Source organism: Marinomonas sp. HM11-D, assembly GCF_057626615.1.
The window spans coordinates 49,113-68,491 of the sequence record NZ_JBMMKT010000011.1 but is presented as its reverse complement, the minus strand read 5'-3'; the positions used below and the strand labels follow the sequence as shown (position 1 = coordinate 68,491).

General features: G+C 50.6%; 20 protein-coding genes. 8 read left to right on the top strand and 12 right to left on the bottom strand.

The window, feature by feature from the left end; genetic code table 11:
* Positions 1 to 19 precede the first annotated feature (19 nt).
* Positions 20 to 1,015 (bottom strand): sterol desaturase family protein, encoded by a 996-nt coding sequence (locus ACOSVP_RS14175; protein WP_487348145.1) that lies wholly within the window; start codon positions 1,013 to 1,015, stop codon positions 20 to 22.
* A gap of 32 nt (positions 1,016 to 1,047) precedes the next feature.
* On the bottom strand, positions 1,048 to 2,418 hold the full coding sequence (locus tag ACOSVP_RS14170; RefSeq protein WP_487348144.1) for a DUF4856 domain-containing protein: 1,371 nt from the start codon (positions 2,416 to 2,418) through the stop codon (positions 1,048 to 1,050).
* A gap of 333 nt (positions 2,419 to 2,751) precedes the next feature.
* Between ACOSVP_RS14170 and ACOSVP_RS14165 the strand changes: the two genes are divergently transcribed.
* Together ACOSVP_RS14165 and ACOSVP_RS14160 are read left to right on the top strand one after the other, a co-directional pair.
* The gene (locus tag ACOSVP_RS14165; protein WP_487348143.1) at positions 2,752 to 3,804 is read left to right on the top strand and encodes a peptidase M42; all 1,053 of its coding nucleotides are present in this window, start codon (positions 2,752 to 2,754) and stop codon (positions 3,802 to 3,804) included.
* A gap of 274 nt (positions 3,805 to 4,078) precedes the next feature.
* Positions 4,079 to 5,056, top strand: coding sequence for an OmpA family protein (locus ACOSVP_RS14160; protein WP_487348142.1), 978 nt, complete (start codon positions 4,079 to 4,081; stop codon positions 5,054 to 5,056).
* Between the two features lie 73 nt (positions 5,057 to 5,129).
* Here ACOSVP_RS14160 and ACOSVP_RS14155 read toward each other — a convergent pair whose 3' ends face one another.
* The 4 genes from ACOSVP_RS14155 to rpmE all read right to left on the bottom strand — a co-directional run bounded on the left by ACOSVP_RS14155 (position 5,130) and on the right by rpmE (position 7,923).
* A complete protein-coding gene (locus tag ACOSVP_RS14155) occupies positions 5,130 to 5,330 on the bottom strand; it encodes a hypothetical protein (protein ID WP_487348141.1) in 201 nt (66 codons plus the stop codon).
* A gap of 192 nt (positions 5,331 to 5,522) precedes the next feature.
* On the bottom strand, positions 5,523 to 6,791 hold the full coding sequence (locus ACOSVP_RS14150; protein WP_487348140.1) for a malic enzyme-like NAD(P)-binding protein: 1,269 nt from the start codon (positions 6,789 to 6,791) through the stop codon (positions 5,523 to 5,525).
* Positions 6,792 to 6,923: 132 nt separating this feature from the next.
* Positions 6,924 to 7,595, bottom strand: a complete 672-nt coding sequence (locus ACOSVP_RS14145) for a thermonuclease family protein (RefSeq protein WP_487348139.1) — start codon at positions 7,593 to 7,595, stop codon at positions 6,924 to 6,926.
* 112 nt (positions 7,596 to 7,707) lie between these two features.
* Entirely contained in the window at positions 7,708 to 7,923 is a 216-nt protein-coding gene (rpmE, locus tag ACOSVP_RS14140; protein ID WP_055464052.1) for a 50S ribosomal protein L31, read from the bottom strand.
* A gap of 269 nt (positions 7,924 to 8,192) precedes the next feature.
* On the opposite strand from rpmE, the gene ACOSVP_RS14135 reads away from it, so the two are divergent.
* The 6 genes from ACOSVP_RS14135 to ACOSVP_RS14110 all read left to right on the top strand — a co-directional run bounded on the left by ACOSVP_RS14135 (position 8,193) and on the right by ACOSVP_RS14110 (position 14,157).
* On the top strand, positions 8,193 to 10,433 hold the full coding sequence (locus ACOSVP_RS14135) for a primosomal protein N' (protein ID WP_487348138.1): 2,241 nt from the start codon (positions 8,193 to 8,195) through the stop codon (positions 10,431 to 10,433).
* A gap of 45 nt (positions 10,434 to 10,478) precedes the next feature.
* On the top strand, positions 10,479 to 11,099 hold the full coding sequence (locus tag ACOSVP_RS14130; RefSeq protein ID WP_487348137.1) for an SPOR domain-containing protein: 621 nt from the start codon (positions 10,479 to 10,481) through the stop codon (positions 11,097 to 11,099).
* 91 nt (positions 11,100 to 11,190) lie between these two features.
* Positions 11,191 to 11,742 (top strand): ATP-dependent protease subunit HslV, encoded by a 552-nt coding sequence (gene hslV / locus ACOSVP_RS14125; RefSeq protein WP_487348136.1) that lies wholly within the window; start codon positions 11,191 to 11,193, stop codon positions 11,740 to 11,742.
* Between the two features lie 21 nt (positions 11,743 to 11,763).
* On the top strand, positions 11,764 to 13,086 hold the full coding sequence (gene hslU, locus ACOSVP_RS14120; RefSeq protein WP_487348135.1) for an ATP-dependent protease ATPase subunit HslU: 1,323 nt from the start codon (positions 11,764 to 11,766) through the stop codon (positions 13,084 to 13,086).
* Between the two features lie 34 nt (positions 13,087 to 13,120).
* Positions 13,121 to 13,507 (top strand): gamma-butyrobetaine hydroxylase family protein, encoded by a 387-nt coding sequence (locus ACOSVP_RS14115; RefSeq protein WP_487348134.1) that lies wholly within the window; start codon positions 13,121 to 13,123, stop codon positions 13,505 to 13,507.
* Between the two features lie 23 nt (positions 13,508 to 13,530).
* Positions 13,531 to 14,157, top strand: coding sequence for a ubiquinone biosynthesis accessory factor UbiJ (locus ACOSVP_RS14110; RefSeq protein ID WP_487348133.1), 627 nt, complete (start codon positions 13,531 to 13,533; stop codon positions 14,155 to 14,157).
* Positions 14,158 to 14,211: 54 nt separating this feature from the next.
* Here ACOSVP_RS14110 and ACOSVP_RS14105 read toward each other — a convergent pair whose 3' ends face one another.
* The 6 genes from ACOSVP_RS14105 to ACOSVP_RS14080 form a co-directional block, all read right to left on the bottom strand.
* On the bottom strand, positions 14,212 to 15,114 hold the full coding sequence (locus tag ACOSVP_RS14105) for an NAD(P)-dependent oxidoreductase (RefSeq protein WP_487348132.1): 903 nt from the start codon (positions 15,112 to 15,114) through the stop codon (positions 14,212 to 14,214).
* Between the two features lie 63 nt (positions 15,115 to 15,177).
* Positions 15,178 to 16,092, bottom strand: coding sequence for an enoyl-CoA hydratase/isomerase family protein (locus ACOSVP_RS14100; RefSeq protein ID WP_487348131.1), 915 nt, complete (start codon positions 16,090 to 16,092; stop codon positions 15,178 to 15,180).
* Positions 16,028 to 16,831, bottom strand: a complete 804-nt coding sequence (locus ACOSVP_RS14095; RefSeq protein WP_487348130.1) for an SDR family oxidoreductase — start codon at positions 16,829 to 16,831, stop codon at positions 16,028 to 16,030. Before ACOSVP_RS14095 ends, ACOSVP_RS14100 begins: the two co-directional genes overlap by 65 nt.
* Positions 16,832 to 16,950: 119 nt before the next feature.
* Positions 16,951 to 17,499 carry a carboxymuconolactone decarboxylase family protein gene (locus tag ACOSVP_RS14090; RefSeq protein WP_487348129.1) on the bottom strand — a complete coding sequence of 183 codons (549 nt, stop codon included), beginning with the start codon at positions 17,497 to 17,499 and terminating at the stop codon, positions 16,951 to 16,953.
* Between the two features lie 19 nt (positions 17,500 to 17,518).
* Complete coding sequence (locus tag ACOSVP_RS14085) at positions 17,519 to 17,917, bottom strand: (R)-mandelonitrile lyase (RefSeq protein WP_487348128.1); 399 nt, start codon at positions 17,915 to 17,917, stop codon at positions 17,519 to 17,521.
* 34 nt (positions 17,918 to 17,951) lie between these two features.
* On the bottom strand, positions 17,952 to 19,367 hold the full coding sequence (locus ACOSVP_RS14080; RefSeq protein WP_487348127.1) for a 3-hydroxyacyl-CoA dehydrogenase NAD-binding domain-containing protein: 1,416 nt from the start codon (positions 19,365 to 19,367) through the stop codon (positions 17,952 to 17,954).
* Positions 19,368 to 19,379: the final 12 nt, after the last annotated feature.

The window sequence follows — 19,379 nt, the reverse complement described above, 5'->3', positions numbered from 1 at the left end:
AGGGGCGCCCTTCACAGTTTTACTGGGTTGGGCGTTTTTTTTGGCCAGTAGGAATGAGTTTTTTAAGTATGCGCAAAACCATCGCAAAGCAGTCTTTAAACGGCTGTAGCCACTGACCGAGTAGTCCCATGTCATCAATGTTTTGCCCTGTGCCATAACGGATCACTTGGTCATCATGCCCTTGATGCCAGCTACCAAAGAGCCGATCCCAAATGGCTAAGGTGACACCAAAATTACGATCGTAATGCTCGCGCGCCACGGAGTGGTGTACTTGGTGTTGCGCAGGGGAAATCAGCCACTTTTCAATGCGTGGGCCATAGCTTAGCGCCACGCCTGAGTGTCTTAGGTTCGCACCCAGTACATTAAAGATAAAGGTGGTCACCAAGACGCCAAACACTTGCCACAGACTGACTTGATTGGGAAACGCCACCAGAAACACGCTGATGACTAAGCTCTGAGAAGCCATCGATCGTAAGAAAAATAGAATGCCTTCAACAGGATGGGTACGAAATACCGTGAAAGGCGTCAGTACTTTGGCACTGTGATGTACCTGATGAAAGGCCCATAACCACGGACTTTTATGCATCGCCCAATGCACCATAAAGCGTGAGAAGTCATCCAGCAGAAAGTAACAAAAACTAAATACCACCATAACCATAGTGGTCGACCAACCAAGTTGCAGATCACTAAAGCCCTGTTCCTGCCAATAAAAGTAGAGCCAGCTAATCCAAAGCGCTTGGGTGAGGGTTTTCGGAATCAGGATGGCCAGCAACAAACGATTGGCGAGCCATAATTGATAATCGGTGCGTGCGGAATGGTGCCACCAGACACACCAAGACAAGTAGGGTTTGATGCGCTGCCAGCCCACTAGGCCGTAACGCAGTGTTAAGATAAACCACGCGAACAGCACGGCCGACAACAAATACCAAAGCGACACTCGTTTACTGGTGTCGATCAGAGACGAGCCAGCTTGCGCCAGCTCGTCTACTAACCATACGACAAAATTATCCAGCATTATGGCTATCCAATAATGTCTGTCCTTCGAACTTAGTCGTTCTCAGCACTCTTACCTGCGGCGTCGATTTGCTTTAACACATCGCTCATACCGCCAGTTTTGTCTTCTAACTTCGCCTTAAGCGCAAACTGTTGCGCCAATAGGGTTTGTACTTTCAGCATGTTCAGCTTGTATTCTTGCATGCTGCCCGCAGACGCTTGTACAAAGCCGCCTTTGCCGTCTTGTGCGACCACTTGCGCATCGCCGAACAAAACTGGGCTAAAGCCGATCAAACGATCAAGGTTCGCTTGCGCTTTACCAAGGTCACGACCGGCTGCTTCCAATGCCAAGGCAAAACCTTTTAGCTCGCCCCAATGTTTCACGTAGTTACGGAAAGATTTGCTCACATCACCGTGGGCTTCTTCTACTACGGCAATTTTCTCTAGGTCTTCGTAGACGCTACCGGCGTACTTAAACGCGGCTTCGGCGATCACTTGTTGCCACGCTGTCGCGATCGTCGCTGCATGGCCTTTTAATTCCGTGCGTTGCGCATCCGTTAGACGTTCACCTTTGGCATCGGCAATCAACTGACGACCATCAACAAACGCCTGCATGATGGTGTGGAAGTAGTTGGTGCCTGCATCGGCATCAATGCTGGCAGCATAGTAGGCATGGGCAAACGCCATTTCGGACTTCAGATCCACCACACCGTCGCCGTTAGCATCCGCTTTAGCAAAGTAGTCTGGGTTTTGCTTAGTAATCTGCACCACGTCTTTAGCCGTTAGCTCTAGACCATTAGCTGGGGCACCAAAGTATCCAAAGGCTTCATCCCAAACGTGTTCTTTACCTGTGTAAGGTACGCCCTGTTCATAGGCCTTATCATTCGGGTTCTGATCCGCTTCTAGCTTCTCTTCTAGGTAGTGGTTCACCGCTTTGTTGTAGAACACCGCGCCCATAGCGAACTTCGACACTAGCTGTACGTAGTCGTAGCCATTCACTGGGTCATAACCTTGCTTGGTCTTTGCCGCTTGTTGTACCAGTTGCTTCAGTAGCTCTTGACCCGTTGGGTTACCTGGCCAACCGGTGATCACACCATCGTAGGCGCTGGATAGCAGATCTTTACCTTTTGATAGTTCATCAATGTTCGCTTGTTTAATCGGGAAGCCTTCCTTGCTTACTGGGTCCAGAATCTTGCGACCTTCGCCTTTATCAGACAGGTATTGCAACATGGCCGCTTCATCTCCCTGACTCACGACTTTCTTCAATGAGTTATGCAACGCATGACGGGCAATTTGGCCGCCGTAAGACACCGATGATGTTGCCTCACCTTGGTAGCCTTTTAACGTCACATCAAACTCATAAGACGTGGCACCAGCTTGCATCGCACCTGCAGCAACCAACATCGCAAGTAGGCTTTTTTTCATTGTTTTATTCCCCTTTAAATTAAGATAGTTGACATTATCAATTATATTAGATATCGCTAATTAAAAAGAAAATAACAATTATAAGAACCATTATCAATATCATATTTACCAAAGATGCTGTGATTATTGATTTCGAGCACCTCTTGTGAAGCGATTCTTCCCGCCTCTCAAAACAGAAACATGCAAGTTTCCATCGACTTATACCCATAACACGGCGTTTTAGTGGTTTATTGCCTACAATTGTTCTCAAAAGCGATCACAAATCGCTGTTATTATGAGAAAAAAAATCTATGATCGGATTTTCCAATGCAGCATTCATGAGGATCTAACTGCGTGCTAAACGAAGAATTCATTGACCTACTTAAACGCCTGATTCGCGCGCCCTCTGTCGTAGGTGCCGAGCATTCCTTTTTTCGTGTACTTCAACGTGAGTTGGAAGAACGCGGCGCCAATGTGACCTGGTATGAAGGTGTCCTAGTCGCTCAGGGCAGTGACCCTTTTAGCACCATGTTTTCCGCCCACATTGACCGTCATGGATTGGTTTGTACCGGGCCAAATGAATTCCAATACGCAGCCTTTGTGTCCGCCAACCGTACGGACTTGCTCAACAACTCCGTTTCCGAGCAGCTAATGACCAAGGTCACAGAGCGCTTTAACCAAGAAGGGGTTTACGCTTACGAGCCTTGGTCTGGGGTATACCGTGGCAAAGGCATGATCCGCAACGGTTATATTTGTGAGTTTCGCAACAACTTAATCTTTGAAGTAGAGGGCTTAGAAGGCGTGGTTGCCGGTACGCCAGTAGCCTTTGAAGATACTTTGTCGAAAAATGGTGATCGCTTAGAAGGTCAGCTCGATAACGTGCTCACGGCTGCGTCACTCGTCCATCTATTCAGCTTAGGCTTTAAAGGCACTGCCTTCTTCACCGCACAAGAAGAAGCCGGTAAGAGCTGGCGTTACTTGTTGGAATGGTTCCGCCGATTCGGTGGCACAACGAACCGCCTGTTCGTAGTCGACACCAGCCCCTTCCCAGACATTGAAAGTGCGAACCAACAACTATTGGTATTGCGTGAAAAAGACGCCAACGCATCCTTTAACGAGGAAAGTACGGCCTTGTTGGAAAAGTTGTGTGAAGAGATCGGCTTTAGTTATTTGTACAAAAACCGCTACGTGGAAGCAGAGAACGAAAAATTGGTGGCCGCAGGCCAAGCGCCCAGCTCGCTTGGTAGTACTGAGCTTGGCCGCATCATCGCCGCGTCTAACGGTTTGGTCGACGGTACCACATTGCAGATCCCAACTACGGGTTACCATACTATGCATGAGTCGGCGTCGATTGCCTCGATTAATGCCTTTCTTATGATGCTACAGTCCATCGCCAACCTGCGCTAATGCGTACACATTTTGTTCAAATCCTCTCTTTTGGCCTATGCTCAAAAGAGAGTTGTGCAAAAGTCATGTAATTGAATACTTGTTTCTTTAGACATTTTAATCAGTTACCGACTTTTAATTGTGGGAATTCGGTAAGGACTGTCAGCCTCTCGTCAGGAAGCACCAAAAGTCTCACAAAATAGACACTACTTGCACTTTTATATCGCAGTCTAATTTAAAAAAATTAATGTACACTTAAGCCATCAACAAGTGACATTCCCCTAAGGAGAGAGACATGTCTAGCATTTTCAAAAAAACAGCGGTTCTTAGTAGTATCCTTGCAGCGTCTGCTGTAGCGACTATCGCACATGCAGATCAGCCAGTATCAGGTTTCACTCTAACGCCAATGATTGGTTACTCTGCACCGGATAACAACCGTGACCTGGATGATGACCGTGCATTGGGCCTAAGCTTTGGTTACCAATTTGATAACCCATGGGCGGTGGAATTCACTTACCTAAACTTGGACAGCGAACTGAGCAACGGCCAGAGCATCGATGCTGACCAATACCGTCTTGACGGTCTATACAGCTTCTTCAGCGAATCAAGCGTAACACCTTACCTAGCCGCTGGTTTGGGTACGACTGAGTACAGCAACAACCTACACGGCGACGGCAACACTCAACTTAACGTGGGTGGTGGTTTGAAATTCGCGCTTAGCGAAAACGCTGCACTACGTGCTGACTACCGTGTAATCGACGATCTAGAAGCTGATCACCTAGACCAAGTAGCAACACTAGGTCTACAGTACACTTTCGGTAAAAAGAAAGCAGAACCTGTAGTGGTTGCAGCTGCACCAGTAGCTGAGCCAGAGCCAGTTGTTGAGCCAGAGCCAGTGAAAACGGTTCTACCATACGACATTCACTTCGCATTCGATTCTGCACACGTTGCGCAATCTGAAAACGCTGATCTTCAAGGTATCGCTGATCACCTAGCAGCGCACCCAGATCAAGTGGCTCAGATCCGCGGTTTCGCAGATTCAACTGGTGCACAAGGCTACAACCAGACTCTATCTGAAAAACGTGCTAAAGCAGTTGCTAAACGCCTTGTAGAAGACTACGGCGTAGATGCTAGCCGTCTATACACTGTTGGTTACGGTGAAATGTACCCAGCTGCAAGCAACGACACTAAAGCAAACCGTAAGCTAAACCGTCGTGCGACAACTGTCTCTTTCACTTCTACTGAAGCGATGGAAAACGACATGCCAAAATAAGTGTTTGACTTATTTTAGTGCTAAAAAAACCAGACTTCGGTCTGGTTTTTTTGTTTCTGCTGTTCCCTATTGATTAGCAATTGCCTTTCTTGGCTTGGCCTGGTGGGCAAAAACCGCCATGATGATCGCGCTCATAATCGTGTTTGCGATGATAGTCATGGTCACCACTACGGCTCGCTTCCACATCCACACCACCGATCTCACCGGCAACACGGTGCACCGAACAGCCTGACAACACTACGGCTGCCAATACTACTAATAACGTATTACGCATCGTCTCACTCCTATTTAGTCAATCTCGTCAGATTACCGAACACCTAATTCACAGGTCTAATAGTTTTACAGCTTGCTCACACAACTTTGCTAAACGCAGACATTTTCTGCTTATCTGTAGAGTACGGCACAAAAAAAGGCGATGTGCCACTGCACATCGCCTTTTTCTTAGAACTGTCTCGTTACTTGCGAATTAAGCGTCGAAACGAGAAAGATCCGTTAGCGGGTAGAAGTCTGGGTATGGCAGAGACGCTACACCAGAGTCCACGGCTGCTTTTGCAACGGCAGCTGATACTTCCGTTAGCAAACGCGCATCCATAGGCTTAGGTAGGATGTACTCTTTACCAAACTCAAGTGCCGCACCGCCGTAAGCATTGATTACGTCTTGTGGCACTGGCTCTTTCGCTAGATCTTTCAAAGCGTGAACCGCTGCTACTTTCATCTCTTCGTTGATTTTCGTTGCACGAACGTCCAACGCACCGCGGAAGATGAATGGGAAGCCAAGCACGTTGTTAACTTGGTTCGGGTAGTCAGAACGGCCGGTTGCCATGATTAGGTCAGAACGTGCTGCAAGAGCCAACTCTGGGTTGATCTCTGGATCAGGGTTTGAACAAGCAAATACGATTGGGTTCGCTGCCATCTTGTTCAATTGATCAACCGTTAGTAGATCTGGACCTGATACACCGATAAACACATCAGCGCCTTCAATGGCATCATCTAGGTTACGTGCCGCGGTATCAATCGCAAACGTTGCCTTGTATTCATTTAGATCATTACGGCCAGAGTGGATCACACCGTTACGGTCAAGCACGAAGATGTTTTCACGTTTTGCGCCACAAGCAATGATTAGGTTCATACAAGCTGTCGCTGCAGCACCGGCACCTAGACATACGATTTTCGCGTCTGCGATGGCTTTGCCTTGCAGTTCAAGAGCGTTTAGCAGGCCTGCAGCGGTTACGATTGCCGTACCGTGTTGGTCATCGTGGAAAACTGGGATTGAGCAGCGCTCGATTAGCTGGCGCTCAATTTCAAAACACTCAGGTGCTTTGATGTCTTCTAGGTTGATGCCGCCGTAGGTGTTGGCGATACGAGCAACCGTGTCGATGAAGGCTTCTGGGCTTTCTGATTCCACTTCAACGTCGACAGAGTTCACACCTGCGAAGCGTTTGAACAGTACGCCTTTACCTTCCATTACTGGCTTAGAGGCTAATGGACCGATGTTACCTAGGCCTAGTACTGCTGTACCATCAGAAATCACAGCAACCAGGTTGCCTTTACCTGTATAGCGGTAAGCTGCTTCTGGATCTTTCGCGATTTCACGACAAGGCTCTGCTACGCCAGGGCTGTATGCCAAAGAAAGGTCGCGTGAAGTTGCGGTTGGCTTGGTGATAGTGATGCTAAGTTTGCCTGGTACTGGTTTCTCATGGTACTCAAGCGCCGCTTGTTTTAGATCTTCTGCCATTTTTGTTATTCCGTCTAATTAGTAGTGTTGTTCGTTTGCTTTGCAGCGGTGGGCTTCTTTCTGGTCTTTTATTGATGCGGGTGACATCGACCTAGAAGAGGCTCCTTATATCGTTATATTGGTTTGTCGGTTTTAATCCGACGCCTCAATTCTACGTAAGTCTTGCGGATGTTTCACCGTTAAAACAACCGATTTAAACCGATCTTGACGATGATTGTTGCGTTGATACTGCCAACCACGGGCTTCTACTGACTTACCTTGCAGATAATAAACATCTTTTTCAGACCAGTAATGTTCAGCGTAGCGGGGAATATTGATCACTAGATCCTGTTCGGTTTCTAGCCACCAACCACCGCGATTGTGTGTGATTGACGTCAGTTTGGATCGCGCCACCGCAAAGCCAGCTTGTGGCTGCCATTGGGTTGGATGCTGCCATAGCCCTCGTTTTGCCTGTCGCGCACTTTGCTCGGACTCGGCGAAACAGTCCTGATAGCGGACGTTGGGTGGCACAGCGATTCGATAGCCTAAACCATCAGATAGTAACTGACTTGCTATCGACTCTCGATCTTTCGTAAATAAATAATACAGCTTACGGCCGTAGCGGTCTTCGCTTTCCTGCGCGCTTTGCCAATAAACTTGATCTCCCGCAAGGGAGCTGAGGCGTTGCTTTGCTTCGAGCGCAAAGGCTTCATGACGGCCATGCTTATGGTCCAGCTCTGGCGTGTTCACACCGACCAAACGCACTTTGCGGCCATCACTTAAGTGTAGCGTGTCACCGTCGATGACGCGCTTGACCTGTGCCACTTGCAACTCTCCTTCTGCAAGGCACTGCCCGTAGCTGTCAAACGACAGGCATAAAAAAAGCGCCAAGAGAGCTTGGCGCTTTTTTTGAATCAGCATTCTAGCCATCCACCAATTACTTAGTAGAACGACGAGCTCCGAAACGCTTGTTGAAGCGATCAACACGACCACCTGTATCAACCATTTTCTGTTGACCAGTGTAGAATGGGTGACAGTTGCTGCATACGTCGATGTGCAGGTCGTTGCCTAGTGTTGAGTTTAGAGACAGAGTGTTACCACAAGTACAAGTTGCAGAAACAGCTGAGTAATTTGGGTGGATATCTTTTTTCATCGTTTTTTACCTTAAGGTTTGGTGTGCCGCCACTTAGTCATTAATTAACGTCGCTAAGCACCGCACGATTCGTTGTACATCAATTGTACAGTGGTACCAAGAGCCGCGTATTTTAGGCGTCAAAGCGCCATTCGGCAAGCCCTTTTGCGATATTTTCCCCGGTGGAAAAGCCGCGAAAAGTTCACATTTTCCATTCAGACTCACGTACACTTACAAGATCATCTGTTATCCGAAATCTTTTTGCTGGTAAATCAAGGTATTAGTCTTTTATGGTCGACACGCTTCTTACCCAAGACCCGTATGTCAAAGTGGCGCTAAATGTGCCGCTGCGCGCCACCTTTGACTATAAAATCCCTAAAGCCTTGGCCTATCGCCACCATATTCGTCCGGGCATGCGCGTCAAGGTACCGTTTGGCAAAGGCGACCGTCACAGCATAGGACTGGTCATCGACACCAGTGCCAGCAGCGATTTTGAAGACCGTCAAATTAAGCCGATCACAGCCTTACTCGACGACAGCCCGATTATCTCGCAAGAGCTGTTTGATCTGTGCGCTTGGGCGGCACGCTATTACCATCACCCCATTGGTGAAGTCTTTTTCCATGCCCTGCCAACCAGTTTACGTAAAGGCGAAAGTGCCGATTTTCGTACCGAAACCTGGTGGTTCCTAACTGAGCAAGGCAAAACGGCCGAACTTGAGTCTCTGAAAAACGCTAAGCAGCAAAAAGCCTTTTTAGAAGCCTTAAAGCAACACGCAGACCATGGCCTGAGCCCCCATTTGCTGACCGTACTGGAACTGACCATGACCGCCGCCAAAGGCTTAGAAAAGAAAGGCTTAGTGCGCAGCGAGCAGCGCAATTTCATTAAATCAGTGGAAACCCATGCGCATCAAAAACAGGTGCCGCCGACGCTGAATCTTGAACAAGCCGCCGCCACCAAAGCCATCTTAGCCATGCGAGATGAATTTGGCGTCGCCCTACTCGATGGCATTACCGGCAGTGGTAAAACCGAGGTCTTTCTGCGCGTGATCGAGGCCTTGCTCAAAGAGGGTAAGCAAATTCTAGTGATGGTGCCGGAAATCGGCCTGACGCCGCAGACCCTGCGCCGCTTTGAAAGCCGCTTTAACACCGACATCGTGTTGATGCACTCGAATATGACCGACCGGGAGCGCCTCGACGCCTGGCTGATGATCGAGCACGGAGAAGCCAAGATCATCATTGGCACCCGCTCCTCGGTGTTTATCCCAACGGCTCAGTTGGGCTTAATCATCATTGATGAAGAGCACGATGCCTCTTACAAACAGCATGAAGGCTTTCGCTATCACGCCCGTGATTTGGCCATCAAACGTGCTCAGGGATTAAATATTCCCGTGTTATTGGCCTCTGCCACGCCGTCTTATGAAAGCATGGCCAACGCCATACAAAAGCGTTATCACTGGCTCAAGCTACGCCAGCGAGCGGGCGACGCCCAATTGCCAGAAATGGAGCGGGTTGACCTGCGCGGCCAAAGCCTGAAACAGGGTTTTAGCGAATACACCCTAGAGCGCATGCGTCAAACCCTTGAACGCAAAGAACAAGTATTGGTGTTCCTCAACCGCCGTGGCTATGCGCCGACGCTGATGTGCCATCAGTGTGGCTGGATTGCTGCCTGCGATCACTGTGATGTGAACCTCACCGTGCATAAGCGTGCCAATAAACTTCATTGCCATCACTGTGATAGCCACAAAGCTCTGATTCACAGCTGCCCCGAATGTCATAGCACCGAGCTGTTTACCGTGGGCGAAGGCACTGAGCAGATTGAAGGCGTTTTAAATCAGTACTTTAAGCATACGCCAGTGCTACGTATTGACCGGGACAGCACGCAACGCAAGTCCGCACTGACACAGATTACCCAGAAGATTCACGAGCACGATCAAGCCATCTTAGTCGGCACCCAGATGCTTGCCAAAGGCCATCATTTCCCCAATGTCACCCTAGTGGTGATCATGGATGCGGACGTAGGCTTGTTCTCGTCGGACTTTCGCGGCATGGAGCGCACCGCGCAATTGATTACTCAAGTGGCCGGGCGCGCCGGCCGCAGCTCCAAGCGCGGCCATGTGTTGTTGCAAACTTATCATCCCGATCACAGTGCGATTGAATGCTTGTGTGTGCAAGGCTACGAAGCCTTGGCCATGGATGGGCTACGTGAACGGCAACAGTTGGCGTTACCACCGTTTTATCATCAGGTGGTGATCCGCGCGGAATCGCAACAGGAACAACAAGCGATGGGTTTATTAATGGAGCTACGCAACCAAATGTCATTGCACCTGTCTGACCATATGCAGATCGTCGGTCCTTATGCCGCGATCATAGTGCGTAAAGCCGGACAGCACCGTGCTTTACTAAGCATCAAGAGCCCGCAGCGAGGCAATTTGCATCGCATTGTGGCTCAGGCAGGCCAATGGCTTGAGCAAAATACAAAAAATCATAAAATTCGCTTCGCGATCGACGTCGATCCGCTGGAAACTTTTTAACGCACTGCGCATAATGTGCGCACTTTACTCAAAACACTGACTCACATGTTTGATTTGATGCTTTTAGCGACAAGAACCAGCCGTCCACGCAAAGGGGCAACCCGTAAAGCGCCACCACCGCCACCAAAGCGCTCTGTACCTTGGTGGATGTGGCTCGTGGTCCCGCTGTTGGTAATTGGATTTGTCTTTATACTGGTCAAATTGGCATCGGTGGAAACCAGTCAACCCAATAAAGCGCCCATTCAAACTGCGGCACCGGTGAAGGTTGCACCAGTAACGCCAACGGCAGCCGCGAAAACCGAAGCCAAGGCACCAGAAGCTCAAGCGAAGCGAGAGACGTTCGAGTTTTACCAACTGCTACAAGACAGCGAAGTGGACACCAGCCATGTGGATGCTTACGAGTATCAGCCACGTGAAGAAGAAAACTTCAGCTATATGATTCAAGCGGCTTCGTTCCGCGCCAGTGCCGATGCAGATCGCTTACGTGCGAAACTGATCCTAGCGGGTATGGATGCCACGATTAAGGCCAGCGAAAGCAAAGATGGCAGCATGTGGTACCGCGTTGCGGTGGGTCCTTTCACAACTCGTTCGGCAGAAAGCCGCGCCCAAGACAAACTGGCGCGTATGGGTCTTAACTCTTACACCTACAAAGTGCCAAACCAATAAACTTTGTAAAAGCGCCTGACGCTTCTAGTTGGGCGCTTGAAATCCTCACAGTTACCCCCATTTTGATAGTTAATCGAATGTGGAGTAAATCATGACTACGATTCTAACCGTACGCAAAGACAATCAAGTCGTCGTTGGTGGCGATGGACAAGTTTCCCTAGGCAACACAGTAATGAAGGGCAATGCCCGCAAGGTACGCCGTTTATACCGTGGCGAAGTCATCGCTGGGTTTGCAGGGGGCACGGCAGACGCATTCACCCTATTTGAGCGTTTTGAAGGCCAGCTGGAAAAACACCAAGGTCACCTAGTTCGCGCCGCTGTGGATTTGGCCAAAGACTGGCGTTCTGATAAAGCCTTACGCAAGCTAGAAGCCATGCTCATCGTGGCCAACAAAGACAGCACCCTGATCATCACCGGTAACGGCGATGTGGTCGAACCTCAACACGGCGCGCTCGCCATTGGTTCTGGTGGTAACTTCGCTGAAGCCGCTGCCCGCGCCCTATTGGACAACACTGAGCTAAGCGCCCTAGACATCGTTGAGAAGAGCCTAAACATCGCGGCCGACATTTGTGTCTTCACCAACCACAACTTGACCATCGAAACCATTAACATCGATGCCAAGCTTGAAGACCAATCTAAGTAACCGAATTTAAGAGATTAAAGCATGAGCAACATGACCCCACGTGAAACGGTCAATGCCTTAGACCAACACATCGTCGGCCAGCAAAGCGCTAAGCGCGCGGTGGCCATTGCCCTACGTAACCGCTGGCGCCGTATGCAGCTTCCGGATGATATGCGCGCGGAAGTAACCCCGAAGAACATCCTGATGATCGGCCCAACCGGTGTCGGTAAAACCGAAATCGCCCGTCGTCTCGCTAAACTTGCTAACGCGCCCTTTATCAAGATCGAAGCCACTAAGTTCACCGAAGTAGGCTACGTTGGTCGCGATGTGGATTCCATCATTCGCGACTTGATGGAAACTTCGATCAAGATGCTACGCGAGCAAGAAACCGAGCGTATGAAGCACAAAGCGGAAGACGCCGCGGAAGATCGTATTCTTGATGCCCTACTGCCTCCGGCACGTGGCTTTGAAGAAGAGTCCGCTTCTAGCTCAACCCGTCAGACATTCCGTAAAAAACTACGCGAAGGTCAGCTCGACGACAAAGAAATCGATATCGAAGTCTCCGATTCACCAATGGGCGTGGAAATTATGACGCCACCTGGCATGGAAGAAATGACCAGCCAGCTGCAAAGCCTGTTCTCTAACATGGGTGGCGACCGTAAAAAGAAGCGTAAGCTAAAAGTCAAAGACGCCCTACGTCAGATCCGTGACGAGGAGGCGGCTAAATTGGTCAACGAAGAAGAGCTGAAAGCTCGCGCCGTAGAAGCCGTGGAACAAAACGGTATCGTATTCCTTGATGAAATCGATAAGGTGGCGAAAAGCTCTGAGCGTTCCAGTGGCGAAGTATCACGCGAAGGTGTGCAACGTGACCTATTGCCTTTGATCGAAGGCTGCACCGTGAGCACCAAATACGGCATGATCAAAACCGATCACATTCTGTTTATCGCATCCGGTGCGTTCCATCTGTCGAAGCCTTCGGACTTGATCCCAGAACTACAAGGCCGTTTGCCAATCCGTGTTGAGCTGGATGCGCTCACCGTGGACGATTTTAAACGTATTTTAACTGAACCGAGCGCTTCTTTGACGAAACAGTACGTGGCACTGGCGAAGACTGAGAACATTAACATAAACTTCACCGACGAAGGCATCACCCGCATCGCGGAGATCGCTTGCCAAGTGAACGAACGTACCGAAAACATCGGCGCCCGTCGTCTACACACGGTGCTAGAGCGTTTGCTGGAAGAAGTCTCTTACTCAGCCAGTGACATGCCAGATGGTCAACAGGTGGACATCACCGCTGAGTACGTTAACCAACAGCTGGGCGAAGTGGCAGACAACGAAGACCTTAGCCAGTACATTTTGTAATTTGATAACCCTTTGAAATAGATCGAGACGCACCATGGCAACGCTAGTTCCAACAAAAATTCACTACCATAAACAATCCCGTGAACTGGAGCTGGCGTTTTCCGATGGCTCAAGCTATCGCCTCAGCGCTGAATACTTACGTGTGCACTCACCGTCAGCGGAAGTACGCGGCCACGGTGCGCAGATTCCGATTCTGCAACATGGCAAACGCAATGTGATGATCATGAACATCGAAGCGGCAGGTAACTACGCTTTGAAGATCACCTTTGACGATGGCCATGACTCTGGTCTGTATTCTTGGGATTACCTGTACAACCTAGGCAAAAACCACGATGAACTGTGGCAGATGTATCTTGATCGCCTCGAAAAAGAAGGTCGCAGCCGCGATTCTTCGGCGATCCAAATTCATCAAGTTCACTAACGAGCAACAAAAGAGCGAATGTCATGACGATTAGCCTTGCGGCCCTTGGTTCCATTGAGCACGCGGTGAATTATGCCCTCAAGCAAGATCCGCCGTCACAGCGCCACTTAGCCAAATTGGCCGGCCAACAGATCTTTCTGGAAGTTGAGGACTTTCACCTCATTCTACAGATTCATGTGCTGGAGCAAGGCGTCATGCTCGATCGCCCGGAAAGCATGGACGAGTTGGAGTTAGATCCTAAGCTTGATACCCATGTCAAAGGCCCATCTAGCGCTTATCGTAAGCTACTCGAAGGCGATGGTTTCTTTGATGGTGACCTACGCATTCGCGGTAACGCCCAAGCGCTGATGACCCTGCATAAGGTCATGCAAGGCTTTGAGTTTGATTGGGAAGGTATCCTTGCGGACAAGGTCGGAGACCTTGCGGCGGCAACGTTTGCCCGCTTAATTCGCACGCAATGGTCCGTTACCAAAGAGCTGGCCACCAATGCCCGCGTGCAGTTGGTGAACTACTTGCAATCCAACAGCCAATTACTGCCAAGCAAAATCGAGTTTGATCACTTTGTCGATGAGACCGAACGCCTTGGCATGCAGATCGAACGCTTTGAAGCCAAGTTAAAACTGGCGGAGCGCAAGCGTTCAAACCACTAAGAACCTCTTAGAACAACAAAGCCCGATCATTGAATCGGGCTTTTTTTTGCGCACCTAGGTGGCGCGTTTAAAGCTAGTATTCGCTTGCTCAGCAACATAGTCGGCAATCTCAAACAAATTCGCCCCGTCTCCTCGTGCCTCAGACGCCGCTTCGAGCATGTCCCGCGCCAACTGTCCAAAACGATTGGGTAAGGCCATTTCAGCGGCTAATCGGGACGCTAGATTGACATCTTTTAACATCAGAGACATTAAGAAAAAGGAATTCGCTTCGCCCTCGATTAACGCGGGTAAGATGCTTTCGCTGACCTTGCTGCGCGCACCACCACTGTTGAGGACATCGGACATGGTCTGCAAATCCAAACCATTGCGCCGTCCTAAAGCGATACCTTCTAACATAGCGAAGCGGTTACAGGTGCTGATGGTGTTATTGATCAGCTTCATCACCTGACCCGCGCCAATGTCACCACAGTGAAAAATATTCGGACTGATCATTGCCAAGATAGGCCGAACTCGTGCCATCACAGCGTCTTCACCACCGGTCATAATGGCAATGGTGCCCTGTTGCGCGCCAATGGCCCCACCAGAGACAGGGGCGTCCACCATGGCGACACCTTGCTCAGACAAACGCGCCGCCAGTATCCGCGTTAACGCCGGATCGCCACTGGTTTGATCGACAATCACGCTGCCAGGCTTTAACGCTTGGGCTAGGCCATCTTGGCCAAATAGCACTTGTTCAACGTTTTCTGAGCGCGGTAAACATAAAAAAGTCACCTCACAGGACTTTGCCAAGGCGGTTAAGCTGGTGGCGGCTGTAGCGCCCTGATTAACAAGTTCAGATACAGCGCTGGCGCTTAAGTCGAACACTGTTAATGGCGTGGACAGCAATAGCCGTTGCGCTAATGCTCCGCCCATCACCCCTAGGCCAATATAGCCTATGTTAGAGTTTGAAGATGGCATGGACATCCCTCCTTATCCATATGAGACAGGGAGGTTGCAGCAAGCTCTCCTCCCTCATCGCAATCAATACGCTTCTCGGTTCATGGACGGTAAGCCGTCGGCATTGATGTCATCTTCTACCGTGCCCAAAAAGTTCGCCGGACGCTTCTCAATCAGCGCCTGTAAGCCTTCTTCAAACTCAGCACTGTTTTGCGCCAGACTTTGCGCCAAATCTTCGTAATCCATCATCTCGGTAAGGCTGCTCTCGAATGATTTCAGCATAATCATTTTCGATAAGCCCAGTACATCGGCAGGCCCTTTAGCGTATTGATGCGCTAACGCTAAGCCGGCGGCATCCACTTCCTCATCCGCCACCACTTGCGCGACAATGCCATTATCGAAGGCCTCTTGGGCCGTCCACGTCGAATTGGTCAACAAGAACTGACGCGCTTTGGCCAAACCAATCAGGCGCGGCAAGGTGTACAGCGTTAAGCAATCTGGCACCACGCCTAAACGGGCAAAGCCGGACATAAACTTAGCGTTCTCCCCCGCAACAATCACATCACCGAGCAAGGCCACGCCAAGGCCACCACCAATGGCAGCACCGCGTACCCCGACCACGACAATGCGATCCAACCCCGCCAAGGGTGGGAACAAGGTGCTGGAATGACGGAAACGACGGTGGGACTGCCACGGCGATGAAGCATCGGTCAGCATGCGCAAGTCACCACCGGCACAGAAGGTCTTACCTTTACCGGTTAAATACACCGCACGAATGGTATGGTCATCTTGTACCTCACGCACAATGTCCCTTAGCGAAAAACGAATTTCGCGCGTTAACGAGTTATGTGCCGCTTCATTATTCAAACGAATAATCAGTACCGCGCCATCGCGCTCGGTTTCGACCTGTGGGTATTGTTTAATCATGGCGACCTCACTTGTCAGACGTTGATACGATAGGGCTGGCACGACCGCGGTTACGTCCACCGTCAACGACAATGTCCGCACCAGCGACATAGGAACCGGCATCAGAACACAAAAACACCGCCGCGTTGGCAATGTCTGCGGTTTTACCAAACTCCGCCAACGGGATGGATGACAGCTCTAGATCGCGACGACCAGCGTCTTCATAAATACGTTTCACGCCTTCGGTATCGCCAATCGCCCCAGGGGCAATGGTGTTACAACGAATACCGTCTTTGCCCCATTCGCTGGTCAGTGTCCGGATCAAGGACATAATGCCGGCTTTTGCGGCGCCGGCGTGGGCACAGCCAGGCCAGCCTTCTAAGGCACGCATGGTGGAAATAGCGATAAAGCGACCGCCAAAGGTGGATTGTTTCAAGGCAGGGTAAGCGGCTCGGGCACAGTAGTAGGTGCCGTTAAGGTCGATATCAATCACGGTCTTCCAAGCGTTGATCGACATTTCCGCCGCCGGCACAACAAAGTTACCTGCGGCATTGGCGATCACAATATCAAGGGAGCCATAGACTTCGAGTGCCGCTTGCACGGCGCGCTCAACATCCTCGTAGTTGCGAACATCAGCTTGAATCGCGATCGCGGTGCCACCCATAGCTTCGATCTCAGCCACGGCCTGTTGCAGTCTCTCTTCTTTACGGCTCGCCAATACCAGTTTGGCACCAGCTGCCGCAAAAGCCTTGGCGATACCAAAACCAATACCACCACCGCCACCCGTAATAAGAGCAACGCGTCCTGAAAGTGCTTCTTTCGAAAATGTCATCTTAGTTCCTCTTTCATTTATTCTGTATCCCGTGTGGATACTGACTTTGTCAGAAATGAAAGAAGCACCTGATATGCCAAAGCGATTCTGGGCAACGAATCGCTTTGCTTAAGAAAGGTTTATTTGCGAAAGGTTTTGTAGATATTCACGTAGCCGTGTTCAACCCGTTTATGGGCGTGACTGGCGGCTACCTCAGGGTCTAAGGGGGCAAAGCCATGACCAGCGACTAGACGATGCATAAAGGCTGCACGGGCGGTGATCGCAATCGCGTCCTGTAACGCCTGTTCCGGCCAGCCAGCACTTAAAACTGCATCCACGTCCGCTGGTGTCAGGCTATTCGGAGCAATAGAGAGTTTTTTCACGTAATGCAGTAACGGCTTGAGACGGGCAGCCAAAGGTGCCGCCTCAATGTCCTGCAACGCGCTTTCAAGCGCTCCTTGCTCAATGCCCCAGGCATAGGCCACGGCACTGTGTCCGGTAAAGACAAACTCACATTCCATCCAACCTGCAGCCAACGCGAGAATGACTTCTCGCTCGGCTTCGCTTAACGGGGAGGGTCCGTTCATCAGCGCTTGACTCATCTCTGAGAACGGCCCGTAGATATCAGGGTATTGCTTAAAGACCGCTGGCGGACCAGCGTTTTCTGGTAGGGATTTGAGAAATGACATGGTTCCAACCTTTCTGACTTTAACTGGGATTAAAGTCTCCGTCCAAGACATGCTCCATCCAAGTCACTGCGGAGCCGTCGATTGATTCTGTGATCGCTATGTGGGTCATGGCCGTGCTGTCGGTAGCTCCGTGCCAATGACGCTCATCCGCTGGGATCCATACCGAATCCCCTGCGGTCACTTCATAGCGCTGTTGCCCTTCTGATTGTACCCAACCTCGACCGGCAGTGATGATTAATATTTGCCCCGCAGGGTGAGTATGCCATGCGGTCCGTGCGCCCGGTTCAAAGGTTACCAGTCCCGTGGCAACCCGACCAGGGGCCTCCGAGCTAATCAAGACATCGCGTCTTACCACACCACTAAAGTTTTCTTGCGGCGCATGACTGGACGGTTGAGACGCACTTCGATTTACTTTCATTGTATAGACTCCTGATTACATGAAGGGTTGAGATTTACACGGCAAAACGCAGTGCCATGGAGGCACGATATCTTGGATCGCCGGTTAAGCCATGCAGCGCATCTAAAGTTGCCAGTACTCGCCCTATGCCGATTTCCTGTGCCCAAGCGATCGGGCCCTTTGGATAATTGACGCCGTAACGCATGGCATTGTCGACACCAGCCACCTCGGCTACCCCTTGCATCACCGCTTCGAAGGCTTCGTTGGCTAAGGTCGCTAAGGTGCGCATCACCACTAACGCAGGCCAATCCGGTAACTGCACTGCCACTATGTCCTGTTGTGCCAATGTGGCAACAAAGCGCTCTAGCATGGCTTGCGGAAAATCCTCCGATACCGCAAACGCTAAGCGAGTGCTTACGCCCAGTGCAACATAGTCATAAACCAGCGTTGGCTTAGCGCTGGCCTGCGCCAACTGACGCGCAGTACGGCCATCGGTGGGTACTAGGTCGACACCCTCGATCGACAGGGGTTGCCCTAATGTTAAATCTGAGATTGGCTCAGCGGCAGTGACCGCCACACTGGCAGGCTGTGGTTTCTCGGCGCCATCAGCATAGCTATAAAAACCTTGTTTCGATTTGCGGCCGAGATAGCCCGCATTGACCATCTCGTGTTGCAGGATCGAGGGACGAAAACGTGGCTCCTGATAATAGGCATCAAACACTGAGCAACACACGGCGTAGTTAACGTCATTGCCGATCAAGTCCATCAGCTCAAACGCCCCCATACGAAACCCTGCCCCTTGGGTCAGCAAGGCATCAAGGGTAGCAGGCTCAGCGACTTGTTCTTCACACAGGCGCAGTGCCTCAGCGTAATAAGGACGGGCCACACGGTTAACGATAAAGCCTGGGGTGGATTTCGCGTGCACGGCAATCTTGCCCCATGCTTCTGCAGTGGCATACACCAACTCGGCACAGGCGCTCGAGGTAGCAATGCCTGAGATCACCTCTACTAGCTTCATAATCGGTGCTGGGTTAAAGAAATGCATGCCCACCATACGCTCAGGATGTTGCAAAGTACGGGCAATGGAAGTGACTGAAATGGACGAGGTGTTAGTCGCTAAAATCGCATCCTCGGCAACAATCGCCTCTAACTCGGCGAACAAGGATTGCTTCACCTCTAGGTTTTCAACAATGGCTTCCACCACCAAGGCAGCAGGCTTCATATCGCTTAGCGTATTCACCACACTGATGCGCTCAACCAAGGCCAAACGCTCTGGCTCCGACATCTTGCCCCGCGCCACCAGTTTCACCAGTCCTTCGGCGATACGTGCTTTACCGGTCTCGGCAGCACCGTCAAAGGCATCGTATAACATCACTGGATGACCGGCCGCGGCCGCTAACTGTGCGATGCCAGCTCCCATGGTGCCCGCACCAACCACACCAATCACTCTATCTGTCGCTATCGAAGACATAGAAAAGCATCC